The 18,221-nt window shown below is 63.8% G+C and carries 15 protein-coding genes; 5 read left to right on the top strand and 10 right to left on the bottom strand.

Annotation, left to right across the window (positions count from 1 at the left end; all coding sequences use genetic code 11):
* Positions 1 to 882 precede the first annotated feature (882 nt).
* Positions 883 to 2,697: a DNA mismatch repair endonuclease MutL gene (gene mutL, locus GO014_RS15805; RefSeq protein WP_157291251.1), complete on the top strand. Its 1,815-nt coding sequence runs from the start codon at positions 883 to 885 to the stop codon at positions 2,695 to 2,697.
* Positions 2,694 to 4,250, top strand: coding sequence for a VOC family protein (locus GO014_RS15800; protein ID WP_157291250.1), 1,557 nt, complete (start codon positions 2,694 to 2,696; stop codon positions 4,248 to 4,250). The genes mutL and GO014_RS15800 overlap by 4 nt, the downstream gene beginning before the upstream one ends.
* On the opposite strand, the gene GO014_RS15795 is transcribed toward GO014_RS15800, so the two are convergent.
* On the bottom strand, positions 4,226 to 5,299 hold the full coding sequence (locus GO014_RS15795) for a citrate synthase/methylcitrate synthase (protein WP_157291249.1): 1,074 nt from the start codon (positions 5,297 to 5,299) through the stop codon (positions 4,226 to 4,228). The two genes, GO014_RS15800 and GO014_RS15795, sit on opposite strands and share 25 nt — an antisense overlap.
* 83 nt (positions 5,300 to 5,382) lie before the next feature.
* Between GO014_RS15795 and GO014_RS15790 the strand changes: the two genes are divergently transcribed.
* Entirely contained in the window at positions 5,383 to 6,516 is a 1,134-nt protein-coding gene (locus GO014_RS15790; RefSeq protein WP_157291248.1) for a citrate synthase, read from the top strand.
* Here GO014_RS15790 and edd read toward each other — a convergent pair.
* The 4 genes from edd to GO014_RS15770 form a co-directional block, all read right to left on the bottom strand.
* A complete protein-coding gene (edd, locus tag GO014_RS15785; RefSeq protein WP_157291247.1) occupies positions 6,509 to 8,323 on the bottom strand; it encodes a phosphogluconate dehydratase in 1,815 nt (604 codons plus the stop codon). The genes GO014_RS15790 and edd overlap by 8 nt on opposite strands.
* A 123-nt stretch (positions 8,324 to 8,446) precedes the next feature.
* Positions 8,447 to 9,142 carry a 6-phosphogluconolactonase gene (gene pgl, locus GO014_RS15780; RefSeq protein WP_343030989.1) on the bottom strand — a complete coding sequence of 232 codons (696 nt, stop codon included), beginning with the start codon at positions 9,140 to 9,142 and terminating at the stop codon, positions 8,447 to 8,449.
* The gene (gene zwf, locus GO014_RS15775; protein WP_116589305.1) at positions 9,139 to 10,623 is read right to left on the bottom strand and encodes a glucose-6-phosphate dehydrogenase; all 1,485 of its coding nucleotides are present in this window, start codon (positions 10,621 to 10,623) and stop codon (positions 9,139 to 9,141) included. The genes pgl and zwf overlap by 4 nt, the downstream gene beginning before the upstream one ends.
* 13 nt (positions 10,624 to 10,636) lie before the next feature.
* Positions 10,637 to 11,578, bottom strand: a complete 942-nt coding sequence (locus GO014_RS15770) for a BadF/BadG/BcrA/BcrD ATPase family protein (RefSeq protein WP_157291246.1) — start codon at positions 11,576 to 11,578, stop codon at positions 10,637 to 10,639.
* 282 nt (positions 11,579 to 11,860) lie between these two features.
* Here GO014_RS15770 and cobU point away from each other — a divergent pair, with 282 nt between their 5' ends.
* Positions 11,861 to 12,397 carry a bifunctional adenosylcobinamide kinase/adenosylcobinamide-phosphate guanylyltransferase gene (gene cobU, locus GO014_RS15765; RefSeq protein WP_157291245.1) on the top strand — a complete coding sequence of 179 codons (537 nt, stop codon included), beginning with the start codon at positions 11,861 to 11,863 and terminating at the stop codon, positions 12,395 to 12,397.
* On the opposite strand, the gene cbiB is transcribed toward cobU, so the two are convergent.
* From cbiB to cobA, 4 genes are read right to left on the bottom strand one after another with little or no spacing between them, the layout of a single operon-like run.
* Positions 12,390 to 13,352, bottom strand: coding sequence for an adenosylcobinamide-phosphate synthase CbiB (cbiB, locus tag GO014_RS15760; protein ID WP_246204668.1), 963 nt, complete (start codon positions 13,350 to 13,352; stop codon positions 12,390 to 12,392). The genes cobU and cbiB overlap by 8 nt on opposite strands.
* 3 nt (positions 13,353 to 13,355) lie before the next feature.
* The gene (locus GO014_RS15755) at positions 13,356 to 14,813 is read right to left on the bottom strand and encodes a cobyric acid synthase (protein ID WP_157291244.1); all 1,458 of its coding nucleotides are present in this window, start codon (positions 14,811 to 14,813) and stop codon (positions 13,356 to 13,358) included.
* A 7-nt stretch (positions 14,814 to 14,820) separates the two neighbouring features.
* Positions 14,821 to 16,116: a cobyrinic acid a,c-diamide synthase CobB gene (locus GO014_RS15750; RefSeq protein ID WP_157291243.1), complete on the bottom strand. Its 1,296-nt coding sequence runs from the start codon at positions 16,114 to 16,116 to the stop codon at positions 14,821 to 14,823.
* Entirely contained in the window at positions 16,103 to 16,915 is an 813-nt protein-coding gene (cobA, locus tag GO014_RS15745; protein WP_157291242.1) for a uroporphyrinogen-III C-methyltransferase, read from the bottom strand. Before cobA ends, GO014_RS15750 begins: the two co-directional genes overlap by 14 nt.
* Positions 16,916 to 16,985: 70 nt before the next feature.
* On the opposite strand from cobA, the gene GO014_RS15740 reads away from it, so the two are divergent.
* Positions 16,986 to 17,717, top strand: a complete 732-nt coding sequence (locus GO014_RS15740; protein WP_246204667.1) for a cobalt-precorrin-6A reductase — start codon at positions 16,986 to 16,988, stop codon at positions 17,715 to 17,717.
* Here the strand turns inward: GO014_RS15740 and GO014_RS15735 are convergent.
* Positions 17,648 to 18,121 (bottom strand): cobalamin biosynthesis protein, encoded by a 474-nt coding sequence (locus GO014_RS15735; RefSeq protein WP_157291240.1) that lies wholly within the window; start codon positions 18,119 to 18,121, stop codon positions 17,648 to 17,650. The genes GO014_RS15740 and GO014_RS15735 overlap by 70 nt on opposite strands.
* Positions 18,122 to 18,221 lie beyond the last annotated feature (100 nt).

Raw genomic sequence — 18,221 nt, 5'->3', positions numbered from 1 at the left:
CCATGGGGAGTTCCTCTCGTTGAAAGAAACTCCATGGTCCAACTGCGACCTCAGCCGCTCAAAGACCTAAACGATCACGCTGAACTGACCGCGCGCACCCTCCCGCGAAGCGGGTTCGTGCGTGGAGTGGGAATCTGCCGTCCAGCTTGTCTCGGATTACCCCCACCCGGCCTCCCCCTGATAGGGGGGAGGAGAGGCGCATCGCTAAAACCAAATCAAACGGGATCGGTCCCTTCCCTTGTCGGGGGCTTCGCCCCGTGCCGCAGGCCAAATCGCGCCGGTGGCGCGATTTGAGGGAAGAAGGCCATGAGCGCTGTGCGCGAATGGCAAGTTAGGTGGGGGTATCCCTTCGACAATTTCGCCAATCCAAAAACTTTATCCCCGCACCCAATTCCTCCCCCATACTCCCCTCATCACTCCCGCGCGGACGGACTGCAGCGAACTTTTGCGGGGGGAGCCGGTTGGGTGCTGGGTCGCTCCAGGACCTGCCTGCGGGTCGGTCGCCTTGCGACGAGCGATCAAAAGGGACCACGATGCGCAGGAGAAACCCGGTATCCTTCGACCCGTCCCGAAGGGCAAATCTCTCCGGTGGAGAGATTTGAGGCGAGAAGGCCATAAGCGCTACGCGCGCATGGCCCATGGGGCGGCGACGTCTCTATTTACTTAGATTTACTGAGACGCACGCGCCTCGGGATACGTCCAGTTCCAACCGGAAGCCGCAAGGGCTGACCGGGGCATTGGCGCGCCCGTTGGTGCGAGAGGGTAACAGCCCATGCGCCGTGCTGCGGCGGCAGAGGGCGGCGAATTGGCATGGGCACAATGTGCCAGGCGGGTCGGAAAGCGCCGGGCGCTGCCCTATATTGGGGGCAAGGAGAATCGCCCTTGCCCATCCGCCAGCTGCCCGAAGACCTGATCAATCGCATTGCCGCCGGCGAGGTGGTCGAGCGACCGGCCAGCGTGGTCAAGGAGCTGGTGGAAAATTCCATTGATGCCGGCGCGCGCCGCATCACCATCACCACCGCCAATGGCGGCATGGACCTGATCCGCATTGCCGATGACGGGCACGGCATGGATCGGGACGATCTGCTGCTCTCGGTGGAGCGCCATGCCACCTCCAAGCTCAGCGCCGACGATCTTGACGATATCCGCACCCTGGGCTTTCGCGGCGAGGCACTGGCCTCGATCGGCTCGGTCGCCCGCCTGTCTGTCGCCTCGCGCACTGCAGAGGCGGAATCGGGTCTCGTGCTGGTGGTCGACAATGGCCGGCGCAGCGGTCCCATGCCACAGGCGATGAACCGGGGCACGGTCATTGAGGTCAAGGACCTCTTCGCCCAGATCCCGGCGCGGCGGAAGTTCCTCAAGAGCGCCCGCTCGGAAACCGCCGCCATTACCGATGTGGTCAAGCGTCTGGCCATGGCCAATCCAGCGGTGCATTTCGTGCTCGAGGGTTCGGACCGCACCGCGTCGAACTGGCCGGCAGTCACCGGGGAAGGTGCGCTCGGGGGCCGGCTGGGCCAGGTGATGGGCGCCGATTTCGTCGAGAACGCGGTTACCCTCGCCACCGCCCGGCATGGTATCGTGGTGGCCGGCATGGCGGGTCTGCCCACCTATACGCGGGCCAATTCGCTCAGCCAGTTCTATTTCGTCAATGGCCGCTCGGTGCGCGACAAGGTGCTGGTCGGCGCGGTACGGGCGGCCTTCGCCGATTATGTGTTCCGCGACCGCTTTCCGGTGGTGGCGCTTTATCTGGCCATCGACCCGGCCGAAGTGGACGTCAATGTGCATCCCGCCAAGGCGGAGTTGCGCTTTCGCGATCAGGGCGCGGTGCGCGGCGCTGTCATCAAGGCCATAGGCACGGCCCTGGCCAGCGCCGGCTTCAAAGCTTCGACCAGCGTTGCCGAAGATATTCTGGGGGCTTTCACGGCGCCGGAAATGGCCGAGCCATCTGCCCCTGCCCCGGTCGCTCCGGAATCATCTGCTTACCAGCCGCAGCGCTTCGACTGGCAGCCCGACCGGGCCCCGCTCAATCTCGACCGGCATCCCGGCCAGCTTGCCGGCTTCACCGCGCCAAGCGCCCGGGTCGAGGCTTTCGAACCCGCTGCCGAACCGGTTGATTTTCCGCTCGGCACGGCCCGAGCACAGATGTTCGACAATTACATCATCGCCCAGAACGGCGATGGCCTGTTGCTGGTCGATCAGCACGCGGCCCATGAACGGCTGGTCTATGAACGCTTCAAGGCCCAGCTTGCCTCCGGTCCCGTCGCCAGCCAGGCGCAATTGATCCCCGTGATTGTGGAGTTGCCCGAAGAGGACTGCGCCCGCCTTGAGGAAGCAGCCCCGGAGCTGGAAAAGTTCGGGCTCTATCTCGACCGCTTCGGCCCGCGTGCCATCGCCGTGCGCGAGACCCCGGCTTTGCTCGGCAATCCCGATATTTCCGGCCTGATTCGGGATCTGGCCGATGGACTGGCCGAATGGGACAGCACCGCCGCTCTCACCGCGCGCGTGGAGGCCATTATCGGGCGCATGGCCTGTCACGGTTCGGTCCGCTCCGGTCGGCGCCTGCGGGTCGATGAGATGAACGCCCTGCTTCGCGACATGGAAGCCACGCCCCATTCGGGCCAGTGCATTCATGGCCGCCCCACTTACGTGGAACTGAAAAAGGGCGATATCGAGCGCCTGTTCGGGAGAAGCCGATGACCAGCGGCATCCACCACGTCACCCTGATCACCGCCGACGTGCAGGCCAATGTCGACTTCTATGTCGGCTTTCTGGGCCTGCGGCTGGTCAAGCAGACCGGCGGCTATGAGGATGCACGGCAGTTGCATCTGTTCTACGGCGACTATGCGGCCAGCCCGGGCGCGCTGCTGACCTTTTTGGTCTGGCAGGGCGGCTCGGCCGGACAGGCGGGCGCTGGCCAGGTCAGTGAAATCGCGCTTGCCATTCCCCAAGGCTCGATCGGCTATTGGCTGGAGCGGGCGTTGACGCACCAGGTCAAAGTCGAGGGTACCGGCCAGGAATTTGGCGAAACGGTGCTGCGCATGCGGGACCCCGACGGATTTCTCATCAAGCTGGTCAGCGCCGATATTGCCGCTCTGGAGATGCCGGATCGCGATATTCCGATCGAGCACAGGATCAAGCGCATTCGCGGGGTGACCCTGCTTTCGGATGTGCAGGAGGAAAGTGTCGATTATCTCGCCCGCTATTTCGGCTTTACGAAGGGTGCAAGCGAAGGCCCGATCCAGCGCATGGTGTCGGATATGGGCGATGTGATCGATATCCGCGATGCCGCCGGCTTCTGGCCGGGCGCACCGGGCGCAGGAACCGCGGATCATGTCGCGGTGCGCGCAGTAGACGCTGCACAGGTCGAGGCAGTCGAGGGCGAATTGCGCAAGCGCAATTCAAGCCTCACCACGCTGCATGACCGCAATTACTTCACTTCGCTCTATGTGCGCGAACCGGGCAATGTGTTGATCGAAATGGCCAGCGATGGACCCGGCTTTACGCTGGATGAAACGCTCGAGACGCTTGGCCAGGCCCTGTTCCTGCCGCCGGACACGCCGGATCCCGAGACGATGAAGGTGATGCTGCCCCAATTCGGCCTGCCGGGCGAGGAGCGCGTCGCCTATCGCGATCTCATCTACCAGCATCGCTTCTTCACACCAGACCGGCCGGACGGGTCCACGCTGGTTTTGCTGCACGGGACGGGCGGAGACGAGACGGACCTGATGCCTTTGGCACACAAGGCGGCGCCCAACGCCACTCTGTTGGGGCTGCGCGGGCGCAGCACCGAGGACGGCACGCGGCGCTGGTTCCGGGCCTTGGGTCCTGCCATCTTCGACCAGAAGGACGTTCGGTTTGAAGCGGGTGCGCTGGAAGCGTTTTTCGAAGAAGCCAGCGGCTCTTACCGACTCGACCCGGAGCGGCTGGTGGCCCTGGGTTATTCCAATGGCGCGAACCTGCTCGGCGCGGCCATGCTGCTGCATCCCGGCATGGTGCAGCGCGCCATCCTGCTGCGGCCGGTCATGGTGCTGGACGCTGTGCCGGAGGTCGATCTGTCGGGCACGAAGATCCTCATTCTTCTGGGCGAGAAAGATGCCTTTCGCTCCGCAGGCGAAAGGCAGGCGGAGGCGCTTATCCAGTCCGGTGCCGAAGTCAGCATGCGCGTTCTCGGTGGTGGGCACGAACTGGGATCAGAGGATGCTCCCGCCATCGCCGATTGGCTCAGTCATGCCGCCTTCGGGCCCACATAGACGGACTGTGGACGGATCAGCCGGCCAGTCGCGATCTGCTCATGGGCATGGGCGACCCAGCCGCCGACCCGGCCGGCGGCAAAGACGCCGGTGAACGCATCGCGCGGAAAACCGAGCGCTTCAAGGAGGAGCGCGGTGAAGAACTCCACATTGGTTTCCAGCACCCGGTCCGGCTTGGCCGCCCGCAACGCTGCCAGCGCCGCGCGCTCGACTGCTTCGGCCAGTGCCAAGCGATTGGCATCCATGCCACCGGCAGCACCCAACCGCTTGAGCGCGGATTTGAGTTCGTCCGCCCTCGGATCACGCACCCGGTAGATGCGGTGGCCGAAACCCATGAGCCGCTCACCGCGGGAGATCTCCCCGGCCAGCCAAGCCGTGGCATTATCGGGTGTGGCAACGGCATCGAGCATATCAAGCACTGGTCCCGGAGCTCCGCCATGCAGCGGCCCCTTGAGGGCGCCCAGCGCTGCCAGCACCGCTGAAGCATAGCCAGCCCGCGTCGAGGCCACGACACGCGCTGTGAAGGTCGAGGCATTGAGTCCGTGATCGGAGACGGTCACGAGGTAGGTGTCGAGAGCCTTGATCTGCTCATCGCCCGGCAGGTCTCCCGTCAACATCGCCAGCATGTCTGCTGCGTGGCTGCGTCCGATATGGGGCGGTATCGGCTTCTTTCGGGCCTTGGCACGGATCAGAGCTGGCACGAAGACGGCCGGTGCAGCTATCTGCAACAGAGCCACCAACTTATCCTCCCCATCTGGAAGCCGTGCCATAAGGACACGGAGAGCTTCAGTGACCGACAAGGAGACCAGATCCGTATCCAGCCGTGCCACTTCCCGGAAGGCTCGAAGCCGGGCTTGCGCCAATTCTGCGCGAACCGCCTCTTCGCTGGAGGAGAGCAGGTCGGGCAGCAGCATCGTCAGCACCGCTTCAAAGGATTTCTGGCCCACCAACGACTCCAGGCTGTGACCGCAGATAACGAGACGCCCATTGAGCCCATCGACTTCGGACAATCGGGTTTCGGCGGCAATGACATCATCCAGGCCGGACATGTTGCTCTCCTTGTTGTTTCGCCCTAGATCAGGCCAATCAAGATTGACGTCAATCTTGATGCAATTGATCAATGTGAGACCCTATGAGCTGGATCACCGCCGAGCAGGCCCTGGCGCAATTGGGCACCAAGCCCCAGACGCTTTATGCCAATGTGAGCCGTGGCCGCATCGGCGCCCGACCGGATCCGGACGATCCGCGGCGCAGTCTTTATCGACAGGAGGACGTCGAGCGGCTGGCCGCCCGTCAGAGGGGCCGGCGACCGGCGCGGGCCGTCGCGGCGGAAACCATCGCCTGGGGCGAGCCGATGCTGGAGACGGCGATTGCCACGGTAGTGGATGGGCATCTGCTCTATCGTGGGCAGGATACGTTTGTTCTGGCGGTAAAAGCGACGCTGGAGGAGGTCGCGAGCCTGCTTTGGCAAAGCAGCGCACCGCCCGATTTTGGCGGCAAGGCGCAAGTGCGTCAGCCCGGCATGCCGGCTGCTTATCGCACCATCGCCGAATTGGCGGCGACGGACATGCCCACCACAGGACGCATCCGCAACGTGCTCATTGCCGACGCAGCGCGAACCGTTTCCTCTCTCGCCGGCGCATTGGCAGCGCCGGGCAATGGGCCGATCCACATGCGGTTGGCGGAGCAATGGAACCGACCGGAAGCCGCAGAGGCCATAAGGCGCGCCCTGGTGCTGCTGGCCGAGCACGAACTCAATGCTTCGACCTTTGCGGCGCGGGTGACGGCATCAACCGGCGCGCCGATATCGGCGGCGGTGCTGGCTGGGTTGGCAGCCCTCTCCGGCCCGCTGCATGGCAATGCCAGCCAGAGCATGGCGGGGCTGGTCGAGGAAGCGCGGCGGCGCGGCGCCGGAGCGGCCGTGGCCACGCATTTGCGGCAAGGGCAGACCCTGGCCTGTTTCGGCCATCGACTCTATCCGGAAGGCGATGCGCGCGCTCCCGCCCTGCTGCAGGCCTTCGCCCCGCCCCGGCCCTTTGCAGAACTGGCCCGTGCCGGCGAGGCACTGAGCGGCGAGCGCCCCAATATCGACTTTGCCCTCGCAGCAATGACAGCAGCGTTCACCCTGCCAGAGGATGCGCCGCTGCAAATCTTCGCCTTGGCGCGCAGCGTGGGCTGGATCGCCCATGCGCTGGAGCAGGTCGAGACAGGCGCGCTGATCCGGCCAAGGGCCCGCTACATGGGCCCGAAACCGAAGATCAATTGAAGACACTGGCGCCCTTGTCGGCCACACCGACCAGGCTGCGGAAACCGGCGAAAAGTTCGCGGCCCATGCCGAAATGCTGGGGGCGGAGGTCTTCGGTGGCGGGAGTGCGCGAGAAGAATTCCTTCTCGTCGCCGAGGAAGGTCAGCGTGCCTTCATTGGCGTCGAGCCGGATCATGTCGCCATCGCGGATCTTGCTGATGGGGCCGCCATCCATGGCCTCGGGGGTCATGTGGATGGCCGCCGGGACCTTGCCCGACGCGCCGGACATGCGGCCATCGGTCAGGAGCGCTACCTTGAAGCCACGGTCCTGCAGCACGCCCAGAGCCGGCGTCAGCTTGTGCAGTTCGGGCATGCCGATAGCGCCAGGACCGGAGAAGCGGACCACGGCGATCATGTCGCCGGTCAGTTCACCGGCCTTGAAGGCGGCCTGCAGGCCTTCCTGGCCGTGGAACACTCGGGCGGGGGCCTCGACCACGCGATGCTCGGGTTTGACTGCCGAGACCTTGATGACCGAGCGGCCAAGATTGCCCTTGAGCAGCTTCAGGCCACCAGTGGGCTGGAACGGCGTCTTGGTGCTGGTCAGAACCTTGGGCAGTGCGCTTTCCTCGGGGGCCTGCTCGAAGCTCAGCGTGTCCTCGATCAGCTTGGCTTCGACCGTATACCCCGAAAGTCCCGTGCCCCAGACTGTCTTGACGTCCTCATGCAGATAGCCGTCATTGAGCAATTCCTTGATCAGATACCCCATGCCGCCCGCTGCGTGGAAATGGTTCACGTCGGCAATGCCATTGGGATAGACGCGGGCCAGCAGAGGTGTGGCGTCCGAAAGGTCGCTCATGTCGTCCCAGGTGATCTGAATGCCGGCAGCCGCCGCCATGGCGATCAAATGCATGGTGTGATTGGTCGAACCGCCGGTGGCGTGCAAGCCGACCAGGCCGTTGACGAAAGCCTTTTCGTCCATGATGTGGCCGATCGGCGTATAGTTGTTCCCCTGCGCCGAGAGCGACAGCGCGCGCTTGGTCGCCTCACGGGTCAAGGCATCGCGCAGTGGCGTATTGGGATTGACGAAGCTGGCGCCGGGCAGATGCAGGCCCATGATTTCCATGAGCATCTGGTTGGAATTGGCCGTGCCGTAGAATGTGCAGGTGCCAGCCGAGTGGTAGGACTTGCTCTCGGCTTCGAGCAGCTCGGCTCGGCCAACCTTGCCCTCCATGTAGAGCTGGCGGATCTTGCTCTTCTCGTCATTTGGCAGCCCCGAGGGCATGGGCCCGGCGGGGATGAACACGGCCGGCAAATGGCCGAAGCTCAGCGCGCCGATGACCAGGCCCGGCACGATCTTGTCACAGATGCCCAGATAGACGGCGGCATCGAACATGTTGTGGCTGAGCGAAATGGCTGTTGCCATAGCGATGACATCGCGGCTGAACAGGCTCAGATCCATGCCCGGCTGGCCCTGGGTAACGCCGTCGCACATGGCCGGCACGCCGCCAGCCACCTGCGCGGTTGCGCCGATCTCGCGGGCCGCTTCCTTGATGATCTCAGGGTAGAACTGATAGGGCTGATGGGCGCTCAGCATGTCGTTGTAGGAATTGACGATGCCCAGGTTCAGTGTCTTGTTGCCGGCCAGGGCGGCCTTTTCCGAAGGGGAGCAGGCAGCAAAGCCGTGGGCGAGATTGCCGCAGGACAGGGCAGAGCGGTAGACACCCTGTTCCTTGGCCGCATCGAGGCGATTGAGATAGTCGCGGCGGCTGTCACGGCTGCGCGCGGCAATGCGGTCGGTCACGTCCTGGATAGCCTGGCGGACGGTCATGGCAAGTCTCCATATGCTGGCAAGGACGCGCCAGAAGGGGGCCGCTGGCGCGGTTATCCTTGCATCAAAATACCAGTACCCGTCAGCGGCCAGGGCGGTCGATTGGGGACCACCCCAGGAGCCTTATGGGCACCAGTAAACTGTCACCGGCTCGCCCGAGCGCAGCACGGCGCGAATCGGCATGTCTTCGACCGGTCCGTCGCCCAGCGCAGCATCGAGCACCTCGGCCTTGCCCTCGCCTTCAATATGAAGATAGAGGCCGTCGGTTTCGAGCAGGCGCGGCAGGGTGAAGGTCACCCGCGGCTCGCCGGCGCCGGGCGCCCTGATCGCCAGGGTCGGGCCGGAGGCGTTCAGTGCCGCGTCGAGCGTATCGCCGCCCGGAAAGAAGCTGGCCGTATGGCCATCGCTGCCCATGCCCAGAATGACCGCCGCAAAAGGCAGCGGTAGTTCGGCCATCAGGGCATTGGTCTTGGCAATTGCAGCGTCAGTCGGTTCCTCGCCGCCAGAATAGAGCGGGAAGAAACGCGCATTGGCGGCCGGTCCCTGCAGCATCTTCTCATTGACCAAGAGCGCATTGGAGCGGTCGCTGGTTTCATCGACCCAGCGCTCGTCGACCAGCGTTACGACCACCTTGGACCAGTCGATGTCCTTGGTTTTACCCAAAGCCTGGAAGAACTTTCCGGGAGTGGAACCACCAGAGACTGCTATGGCGGCCGCGCCGCGCTCGGCGATGGCTGCACGGATGCGGTCGGCAACGGCTTCGGCCAGTTCCTTGGCGAGGGTGGCTTTGTCGGCGAAACTGCGGCGCTCTATGATCACGAGTTGGGCCCCTCATACCAGGTGCGGCCATCGCGCTCGATCAGCGCCACCGCGCCGCTGGGGCCCCAGGTGCCGGCGGTGTAGGTTTGCGGCGGTTCGGAAGCCCGATCCCAGGCCTGGCGAATCGGATCGACCCATTGCCAGGCCGCTTCGAGTTCATCGCGACGCATGAACAGGGTCTGGTTGCCACGCACCACGTCGAGCAGCAGGCGCTCGTAGGCTTCGGGCGTGCGCTCGGTGAAGGTCTCGGCAAAGCTGAGATTGAGCGGCACCTGGCGCAGACGCATGCCACCAGGACCTGGGTCCTTGATCATCATCATCATCTTGACGCCCTCATCGGGCTGCAGGCGGATGATCAGCTTGTTGGCCTTGGGTGCGCCCTCGGCGTGATCAAAGATCGAGTGCGGGATCGGTTTGAACTGAATGCAAATTTCCGAAACGCGCTCGGCCATCCGCTTGCCGGTGCGCATGTAAAAAGGCACACCCGCCCAGCGCCAATTGTCGATCTCGGCCTTGAGCGCCACGAAAGTTTCGGTGTGGCTGCCCTTCTTGTCCTCGGGCAATTCGTCCTGGTAGCTGGCGACGGCGGCGGTCTCGGACTTGACGCCACGATACTGCCCGCGCACGGTCTTGGTTGCGACCTCACCATTGGAGATGGGTCGCAGCGCCCGGAGAACCTTGAGCTTTTCGTCGCGCAGGGCATTAGCGTCGTCACTGGCAGGGGGCTCCATGGCCACAAGGCAGAGAAGCTGCAACATGTGGTTCTGAATCATGTCCCTGAGCGCGCCGCTTTCATCATAGTAGCCGCGCGTGCCAGCGCCGACGCTTTCGGCCACGGTCAATTGCACGTGGTCGATATGGGCAGAATTCCAGATCGGTTCGAACAACGTGTTGGCAAAGCGCAGGGCCAAAAGGTTCTGCACCGTCTCTTTGCCGAGATAGTGATCGATGCGGTACACCTGATCTTCCTGGAAGATCTTGGCGACGCCGTCATTGATTTCGATGGACGAGGCCAGGTCGTGGCCCAGGGGCTTTTCGATGACAACGCGCGCATCGCGGCGATAGACGCCGGTCTTTTCAAGCTGGTCGGCAATCGGCTCGAAAAGATCGGGTGCCACGGCCAGATAGAAGGCCCGGACCACATCGGCGTCGTCGCGCAGCGCCTTCTTGATGTCCCCCCAGCCGGACTTGTCGGAAACGTCGTTGACCACGTAGGAGAAGATGGTCAGGAAGCGCTTGATAACGGCGGCGTCCTGATAGTCCTTCTCGACGAACTGATCGACGGCGTCGCCGGCGAGCTTCTGAAACTCGGCATCGCTGAGCTTGGAGCGCGAGACGCCGATGATGCGGCTCTGCTCATCAAACTGGCCATCCATGAAACGATGGTAGAGCGCAGGGATCAGCTTGCGCTTGGTCAGGTCACCGGTGGCGCCGAACACCACGTAATCGAAAGGCTGGACGGGAATGATGCGGCTGGACAAAGCGGGAAGTCCCTTAGTTTGACGCGAAATTCTGTTTGGCGAGGATCACCGCGCCATGCAGAGGTTCGTATTTGGGCAAAGCGACAAAGTCACCATAGTGCTGCTGCAAAATCGGGAACAGGCGTTGGCCAAGCCCCCCGACAATGGCCATGACCGAGGCGCCATGGCTCTTGAACCAGTTCACATAAGTGTCGATGTAGCCGATCTGGATGGCCAGAAGTTTCTGGGCCACTGGGTCGTTCTTTTCGAGATGGTCGAAAAAGAGTGGCATCAATTTGCCGAACTCACCCGGCGCGCGCCCCACCAAGGCATCGTCGCAGCCTTCCGATCCATCCCGGCTGAGCAGCTTGAGATCCATTTGGGTCGCGAAAGACCAGGTCATGGCGGCCTGGTTATTGCCCCCCAATTCGGCGATGACCGCCCTGGTGAGCGGCGAAGCCTCGACAAGTCCATCCTCGGCCTCGACGGAATAACGCACCAGTTCGCGTCCGAGAATCGCGCCGCTCATCTGGTCGCCAATGTGAAAACCCCAGCCACCGGCCTGATGGCGGGTGCCATTGACGATGGACATGGCGGCCGAGCCAGTGCCGATGATGACGACACCGCCCTCCTCGCCACCCAGGGCGCCGGCATGGGCAATGTCGATATCGTCGTAGACTTTCACCCCGGCAAAGGGCCAGGGGCGCGCAGCGAAGGCGTCGCGTGCCGAATCCATGCGGCCACCGGCCATGCCGAAACAGGCATGGGTGTTCGCGGCTTCGGCAAAATCGATTCCGGCCGCCTTGAATACGTCCCGAGCGCCGGCGCTGATGGCCTTGTAGGCCGGCTCGCCGCCGTCGATCTGCAGGTTCGAGCGGCCGTTCTTGACCTCTGCCAGCGTTTCCAGATGTTCATTGGCCAGGCGCACGCGGCAATTGGTGCCGCCACCGTCAACGCCAAGATAATATCGCGGCACGAAAGGCATCTCCGTGAGTGTGAGGAAAATTGAAGGCAACAGGCGAATGCCGTGCCCCACTTCTCCCAAACTAGGTGGTCAATTCGGCGCGGACCATAATGCGAAAGGCGCTAAGACGAAAGTAGTAGGCGCCAAGAAAATGGCATTGCCTAGCCGGCCTGCTGCATGCACCCCCTGCGCAGGGCGCGAGGCGGGGGAACGCCTTGCAAGCCCGACACGTTTGGGGCGAAGGTATCGGTCACGGAAAAAAGGGCAGCGGCGCAGCCCGAACAAGGATTGACCATGACACGACATTGCTTGGTCCTGGGCGGCGCACGCTCGGGAAAAACCGCCTTTGCGGAGGGGCTCGCCCTTCATGCGGGTTCCAAGCCCGCTTATCTGGCCACGGCCAGCGTCCTCGATTCGGAGATGCATGATCGGGTCCGCAGTCACCAGGCTAGCCGGGGGGAGCGCTTTACAACGATCGAAGAGCCGATCGAACTCTCCCATGCCCTGCTCAAGGCTGCCAAGGTGCATGATGTCATCCTTGTCGATTGCCTGACCTTGTGGATCACCAATCTGCTGCTTGCCAATGACGATGTCGCCGCGGCGGTCAGCGAACTCTATGCCACGCTGGAGGAAATTCAGCAGGCCAAGGTCATCCTGGTGTCCAATGAGGTGGGCCTGGGAATCGTGCCCGACAACGCCATGGCGCGCACCTTTCGCGATTTGGCGGGGTCCGCCCACCAGCGGCTGGCCGAAATCTGCGACGATGTCTATTTCATCGCCGCGGGGCTGCCGCTGACCATGAAGGGGGATGCCCCCGGCGCGCTCAGCTAAGCAGCACCATGAGGGCCAACAGGCCGCTCAGCCCCAGAAGAACGTCGAGCGTACGGCGGTAGAGCAGCAGGGCGAGCAGAATATCGCTTGGTCCCAGATTGGTCTTGCCGCTACCAAAAGCAGGCAGATCGACCACTTCCCCGTCATAGGCCCTCGGGCCGCCAAGCTGGAAGTTCAATGCGCCGGCGAAACAGGCTTCGGGCCAGCCTGCATTGGGCGAATCATGCTTGGGCGCATCGCGCCGGGCCGTCGCCCAGGCTCTACCTGGGCTGGCCCCGGGGGTGAAGAAGCAGGCCGCCGTGACGAGAACTGCACTAAGGCGGGCTGGTACCCAGTTGAGCAGATCGTCCAGCCTGGCGGCGGCCCAGCCATAATCGCGATAGCGTTCATCGCGATGGCCGATCATGGAATCGGCGGTATTAACGGCCTTAAAGACGGCAACACCAGGCAGGCCGAACAGGACCAGAAACAACCAGGGCGCAACGACGCCGTCGGAGGTGCTTTCGGCCAGGGTTTCGACAGCGGCACGAGCCACGCCCGCCTCATCCAGCACCTGCGGATCACGGCCGACAACGTGGCTGACAGCCTCCCGTCCGGCCGCGAGCGACGTGCGCAGGGCCTCAGAAACCGCTTGGACAGCGCGCGCCAGTTCCTTCTGTGCGAGAAATGCGGTCGCCAGCAGCATCTCGATGACCCAGCCCAAGGGAATCCAGGACAGAATTGTGCGAATGCCGACGGAGACAATGAGAACGGAGAGGAGCAGCAGCCCGAGCGCGACGATGCCCGCCAGCTTGCGCTGTATAGGGGTTCGGCTGGTGGTGTTCAGCCGCTCCTCGCAGAAACTGATCAGCTTGCCGAACCACATGACCGGGTGGCCGATGGTTTCAACCAACCTTTGCGGATAGCCAAGCTGGCGCTCAATGGCCAGGGCCAGTGGGGAAATCAGCGGGTCCATGTCTCAGGTCTCTATCGGTGCGGCCAGGGCCAGAAGCTGGTCGATGTCGATATGGGTTTCAAGGTGCTGTGCAAGGCCATCGAGAGCATCTTCGACGCATGCTTCATAGTTGAGGTCCGGGCTGGCGGACGCCCCCAGGACAGCACGACGGAAGCTGTCGGCGGCAAACAGGCCGTGCAGATAGGTGCCGGATACGCGCCCATCGGCGCTGACGGCACCATCGGTTTCACTGCCGATCCGGGCGAAGGGCCGCAGGCTGTCGGGGCCGCTCGTGATGCCCATATGCATGTGATAGCCGGCAAGGGCTTCGCCACTGGCCAGATGGATGGCCCGCTCGGTACGCAATTGTTTGGTCGGGGCGAGCACGGTATCGACCGCAAGCAAGCCCAGGCCATCGCTGGTGCCGGCGGCGCCTTCGATGCCCTCCGGATCAGCAATGGTTCGGCCGAGCATCTGGTAGCCGCCGCAAATGCCCATGACACGCCCGCCAGCCCGGTGATGGGCCAGAATGTCGACATCCCAACCATTGGCACGCAGCGCGGCGAGGTCGGCCCGTGTGGCCTTGGAACCCGGCAGCAGGATGAGATCTGCGTTTCGCGGAAGGACATGCCCCGGCTGAACGAGAGTCAGCGTCACACCGGATTCGGCCCGCAAGGGGTCCAGATCGTCGAAATTGGCTATACGCGGCAGACGGGGCACCGCAACATGAAAAGGGCCATTGCCGCCGGCATAGCTTTCCAGTGCCAACGCGTCTTCGGCCGGCAGCCTTGCCGCATCCACGAAATGCGGCACAGGGCCGAAACATGGCCGTCCGGTGCGCTCAATTAGAAAGGTCCTTCCTGTCTCGAACAGGGTCGGATCTCCGAAGAACTTGTTGACGAGGCTGGCGCGCACCAGCGCAGCGTCGCCGGGCTCAACAACGGCCAGAGTGCCAACGATAGAGGCGATAACCCCGCCGCGATGGATGTCGCCAATCAGCACAACTGGGACTTTCGCAGCGCGGGCAAAGCCGAAATTGGCAATGTCGCCGGCGCGCAGATTGACCTCGGAGGCGCTGCCAGCGCCCTCTACCAGCACAATGTCCACATCTGCGGCCAGCTCAGAGTAGGCATCAAGAACCTCGGGCAGCAATTGCCCGCGATCGGTCCAGTATTGTCGCGCGGAAAGGCTGGCGCGGCGCTGACCGCGCACAACAACCTGCGAGCCTGTTTCCCCCTCGGGCTTTAGGAGCACCGGGTTCATGGCGGTGACGGGATCGCGACGGGCTGCGCGGGCCTGCAGGGCCTGCGCGCGCCCGATTTCGCCACCGTCCGCGGTCACGGCGGCATTATTGCTCATGTTCTGCGGCTTGAAGGGCGCGACCTTAAGGCCACGATTGTTGAGCGCGCGGCAAAGGCCCGCCACGATGAGGGACTTTCCGACATCCGAGCCTGTGCCCATGAACATGATAGCCTTGGTCATGGTGCTCTTATGGCGCACAGATGACGTGGGCGTAAGACCCCATCACCCGCCCCAGTACTGCGCCCATGGGCGGCTGCCGGATGCCTTCGGCATCCAGCGCCTCAAAGAGCGGTGGTAGTCCCGAGGCTTTGGCTGATGAATAGTGAAACTCGTGACCATTGAGCCCCGATGGCCATGGCAAGGCGCTCTCGTGCAAGAGGCGACGATAGCCGAGCACCCGTTTTGGCCGGTCGATGCGGGTCGTCACCGGCAGGAGCCCGCACATGGCATGGGCGGTGCCGGCCTTGTCGACGATGCCCTGCCCCAGCACCATGAAGCCACCGCACTCGCCATAGATCAGTGCGCCGCGGTCTCGCGCAGCGACCAGGCCGGTATGGAATGTGGCAGCGGCAGCCAGCACGTCCCCATGCAGTTCGGGGTAGCCGCCCGGCAGAAATACGGCATCGGCAGCAAGGGAAGGCGCTTCATTGGCCAACGGTGAGAAAAAACTTAGATCCGCGCCCTGGGCGCGCCAGCCATCGAGCAGATGCGGATAGGCAAAGGCAAAGGCCGTGTCTCGGGCAATTGCAATGTGCTGCCCCAAGGGCGGCAGGGCAACAGGGGGGGCGGCAAGATCCTGCAAGGGCTCGGCGAGAGCGAGCAGGCTCTCCAGATCGACGAAGTCGGCGATTGCCTGGGCGGCATAGTCGCGGAAGCTTTCAAAACCGTCGGTCTCATCGGGCAGCACAAGGCCCAGATGCCGTTCCGGCGTGACCAGTTCTGGTCGGCGCGGGATGGCACCGAGCAGCGGCAGACCGGTTTCCCGCAGCGCGGAGGCCAGCATGCGCTCGTGGCGGGCGCTGGCCACACGATTGAGGATGACACCGACGACGGCAACGCCCGGCCGCCAATGGGCAAATCCCGACACCAAAGGGGCGACAGATTGACTGTGGCGGTCGGCGTCGACAACAAGGATCACGGGAAGACCAAGCGTTTCGGCCAGATCGCCAGTGGAACCCTGTCCATCGGCGGAAGCGTCGAAAAGGCCCATCGCCCCTTCGACCAGCAGCAGATCGGCCCCGGTGCCCTGCTGGCTGGCCAAAGCCCGAAGCTGATTTTGCGGCATGGCCCAGGGATCGAGATTGATCGCGTCCCGCCCGGCGGCGCGCCCGGAAAATTGCGGATCAATATAGTCCGGGCCGGATTTGGCCGGCGCCACCACCAGGCCCCGCCGGCGCAGCGCTGCCAACAGACCAAGCGTAATCACCGTCTTGCCGGAGCCCGAGCGCGGTGCCGAAACGACCAGTCCCTTAGCCAAATACATGCCTCCGCACTTCGTCGACATACCAATCGAGCGTGGTCCGATAGCGCGCCACCGGCCCGATGACGACGATGGCCGGGGTCGGGACATCAATCAGGCTCCCAACCGTTCCGAGCGTTGTTTCAAGGGCGATCTGTCCGGGACGCGCGACGTTGGAAACGATGGTCACCGCCTCGTCGGGTATGCGTCCTGCTTCGATCAGACGGGCAGCGATGACGGGCAAGTGCTTGACCGCCATGAACAGGACAATAACTGGCGCGGCGCGGGCCACAGCAGGCCAGTCGACAGCGCTTGGAACGGCGCCGGTTTCATCATGGCCGGTGACAAAAATCACCGCGTGGTTGGTGTCGCGGTGGGTGACAGGCAGGCCTGCATAGGCGAGCCCGCCCAGGCCCGCGGAAATGCCCGGCACGATGCGAAAGGGAATACCGGCATCGGCCAGGGCCGCGGCTTCTTCGCCGCCTCGGCCAAACATGAAGGGGTCCCCGCCCTTCAAACGCAGGACGCGCCTGCCCTGACGCGCCAGCTCGATCAGGCGGATGGTGATATCGGCCTGCTTTGGGGATGGCTTGCCGCCGCGCTTGCCGGCATGAATGCGGGTGACATGGTCCGGGGCCAGTGCCATCACGTCAGGAGACACCAGAGCGTCGTGGACAATGACATCGGCCCGTCCCAATGCGTGCCAGGCTAGCAGGGTCAACAGGCCAGGACCACCAGGTCCCGACCCGACAAGCCAGACCGAGCCCGGTTCAAAGTCCGGGAAATCAGCTTTGGCGAGGGTAGCGAGGTGGCGTTCAGTCATTGCGCCTCGCGGCACCTTGAGTGCAAGGACTGGGGCGGGCAGAATGGCATGGCGCAGTGAAAGAAAAACGATGAAGATCCTGATCCTGGGAGGGACCGCCGAGGCGCGGGAACTGGCCAACCGGCTCGTCGGCGCGGGTCACGACGCCATCACCTCGCTGGCAGGACGCACCCAGGACCCGATCCTCCCCATGGGGCGGTTGCGGATGGGGCCGTTTGGTGGCATTCCCGGACTGAGCGCCTATCTGCGCGCCGCCGGCATCGATCACCTGGTCGACGCCACCCACCCCTATGCGGGGCAGATCTCCATCAATGCCGTGGCGGCGGCCCAGGCCAGCGGCGTCAAACTGGTGCGCCTGATGCGCCCCGCATGGACGCCGCTCCCCGGTCCGCACTGGACCATGGTGGGATCGGCGCGGGAGGCCGCCGATGCTTTGCCTGCCCATGCCAATGTGCTGCTGACGACCGGACACACCGGGCTCGACCTGTTCCTTGAGCGCCGGGACTGTAGGCTCTATGTCCGTGTGATCGAGGCTCCGCAAACGCCCCTCCCCGTCCATGCGGAATTGATCGTCAGTCGCCCGCCCTATCGGCTGGACGATGAGATTGCCCTGATGCGGCGTCATGGCATTACCCATCTGGTCAGCAAGAACTCGGGCGGCGGACAGACCGCGGCCAAGCTCGAGGCGGCGCAGCATTTGGACGTTCGCGTGGTCATGATCGAGCGTCCCATTTACGGCCCCGCCCTTGAGGTCGAAAGCGTCGATGCGGCCATTGATGCACTCGAGTGGGCCAGTTCATGAGGCCGATCCAGCCGCGCAAATGCGCATGTCACGCCAGCACCGCGGCGCTTTTCAAGCACAAGGGCGCCGTACCGCATGGCCGTAGCTTCTGCAATCGAGCTGATACCGCTGTGACGGCGAACCCGCTCCGAGGGATTGGGCGCATCAATTGCAAGCTGAGATTCAACAACGGACACGATCGGCACAGCGAGGGCGCTTGCGGCCTCGCGTAGGGCGGGATGTGCCTGCTTGCGGTTCAGCGTGGCCAGCGCCGCGATATCGGCCCGGACAAGGCTTGCCTCTGCCAGGCATGCTTCGATCAATTGCAGGATGTCGCTGGCCTGAGCGCCCGCACGCAGGCCGATGCCGGCGACAATGCCGCTCGTCGTGAAACCCGCGATCGGGTCTGAATAAGAATCGACCATATTTGCCTCGTTCGGACGAGGCAGCTTCACTCAAAACCGGAGCAGCCCCGGGCTTGGTCCCGCAAATTGGTCAACCGCACCGAGCTCTGTTTCAGTTCCG

Origin of the sequence: Devosia marina, from assembly GCF_009758415.1 — a bacterium.
Taxonomy (GTDB): domain Bacteria; phylum Pseudomonadota; class Alphaproteobacteria; order Rhizobiales; family Devosiaceae; genus Devosia; species Devosia marina.
Note: the sequence above shows the minus strand (reverse complement) of the source record. Positions and strands in the feature narration are given on the sequence as shown.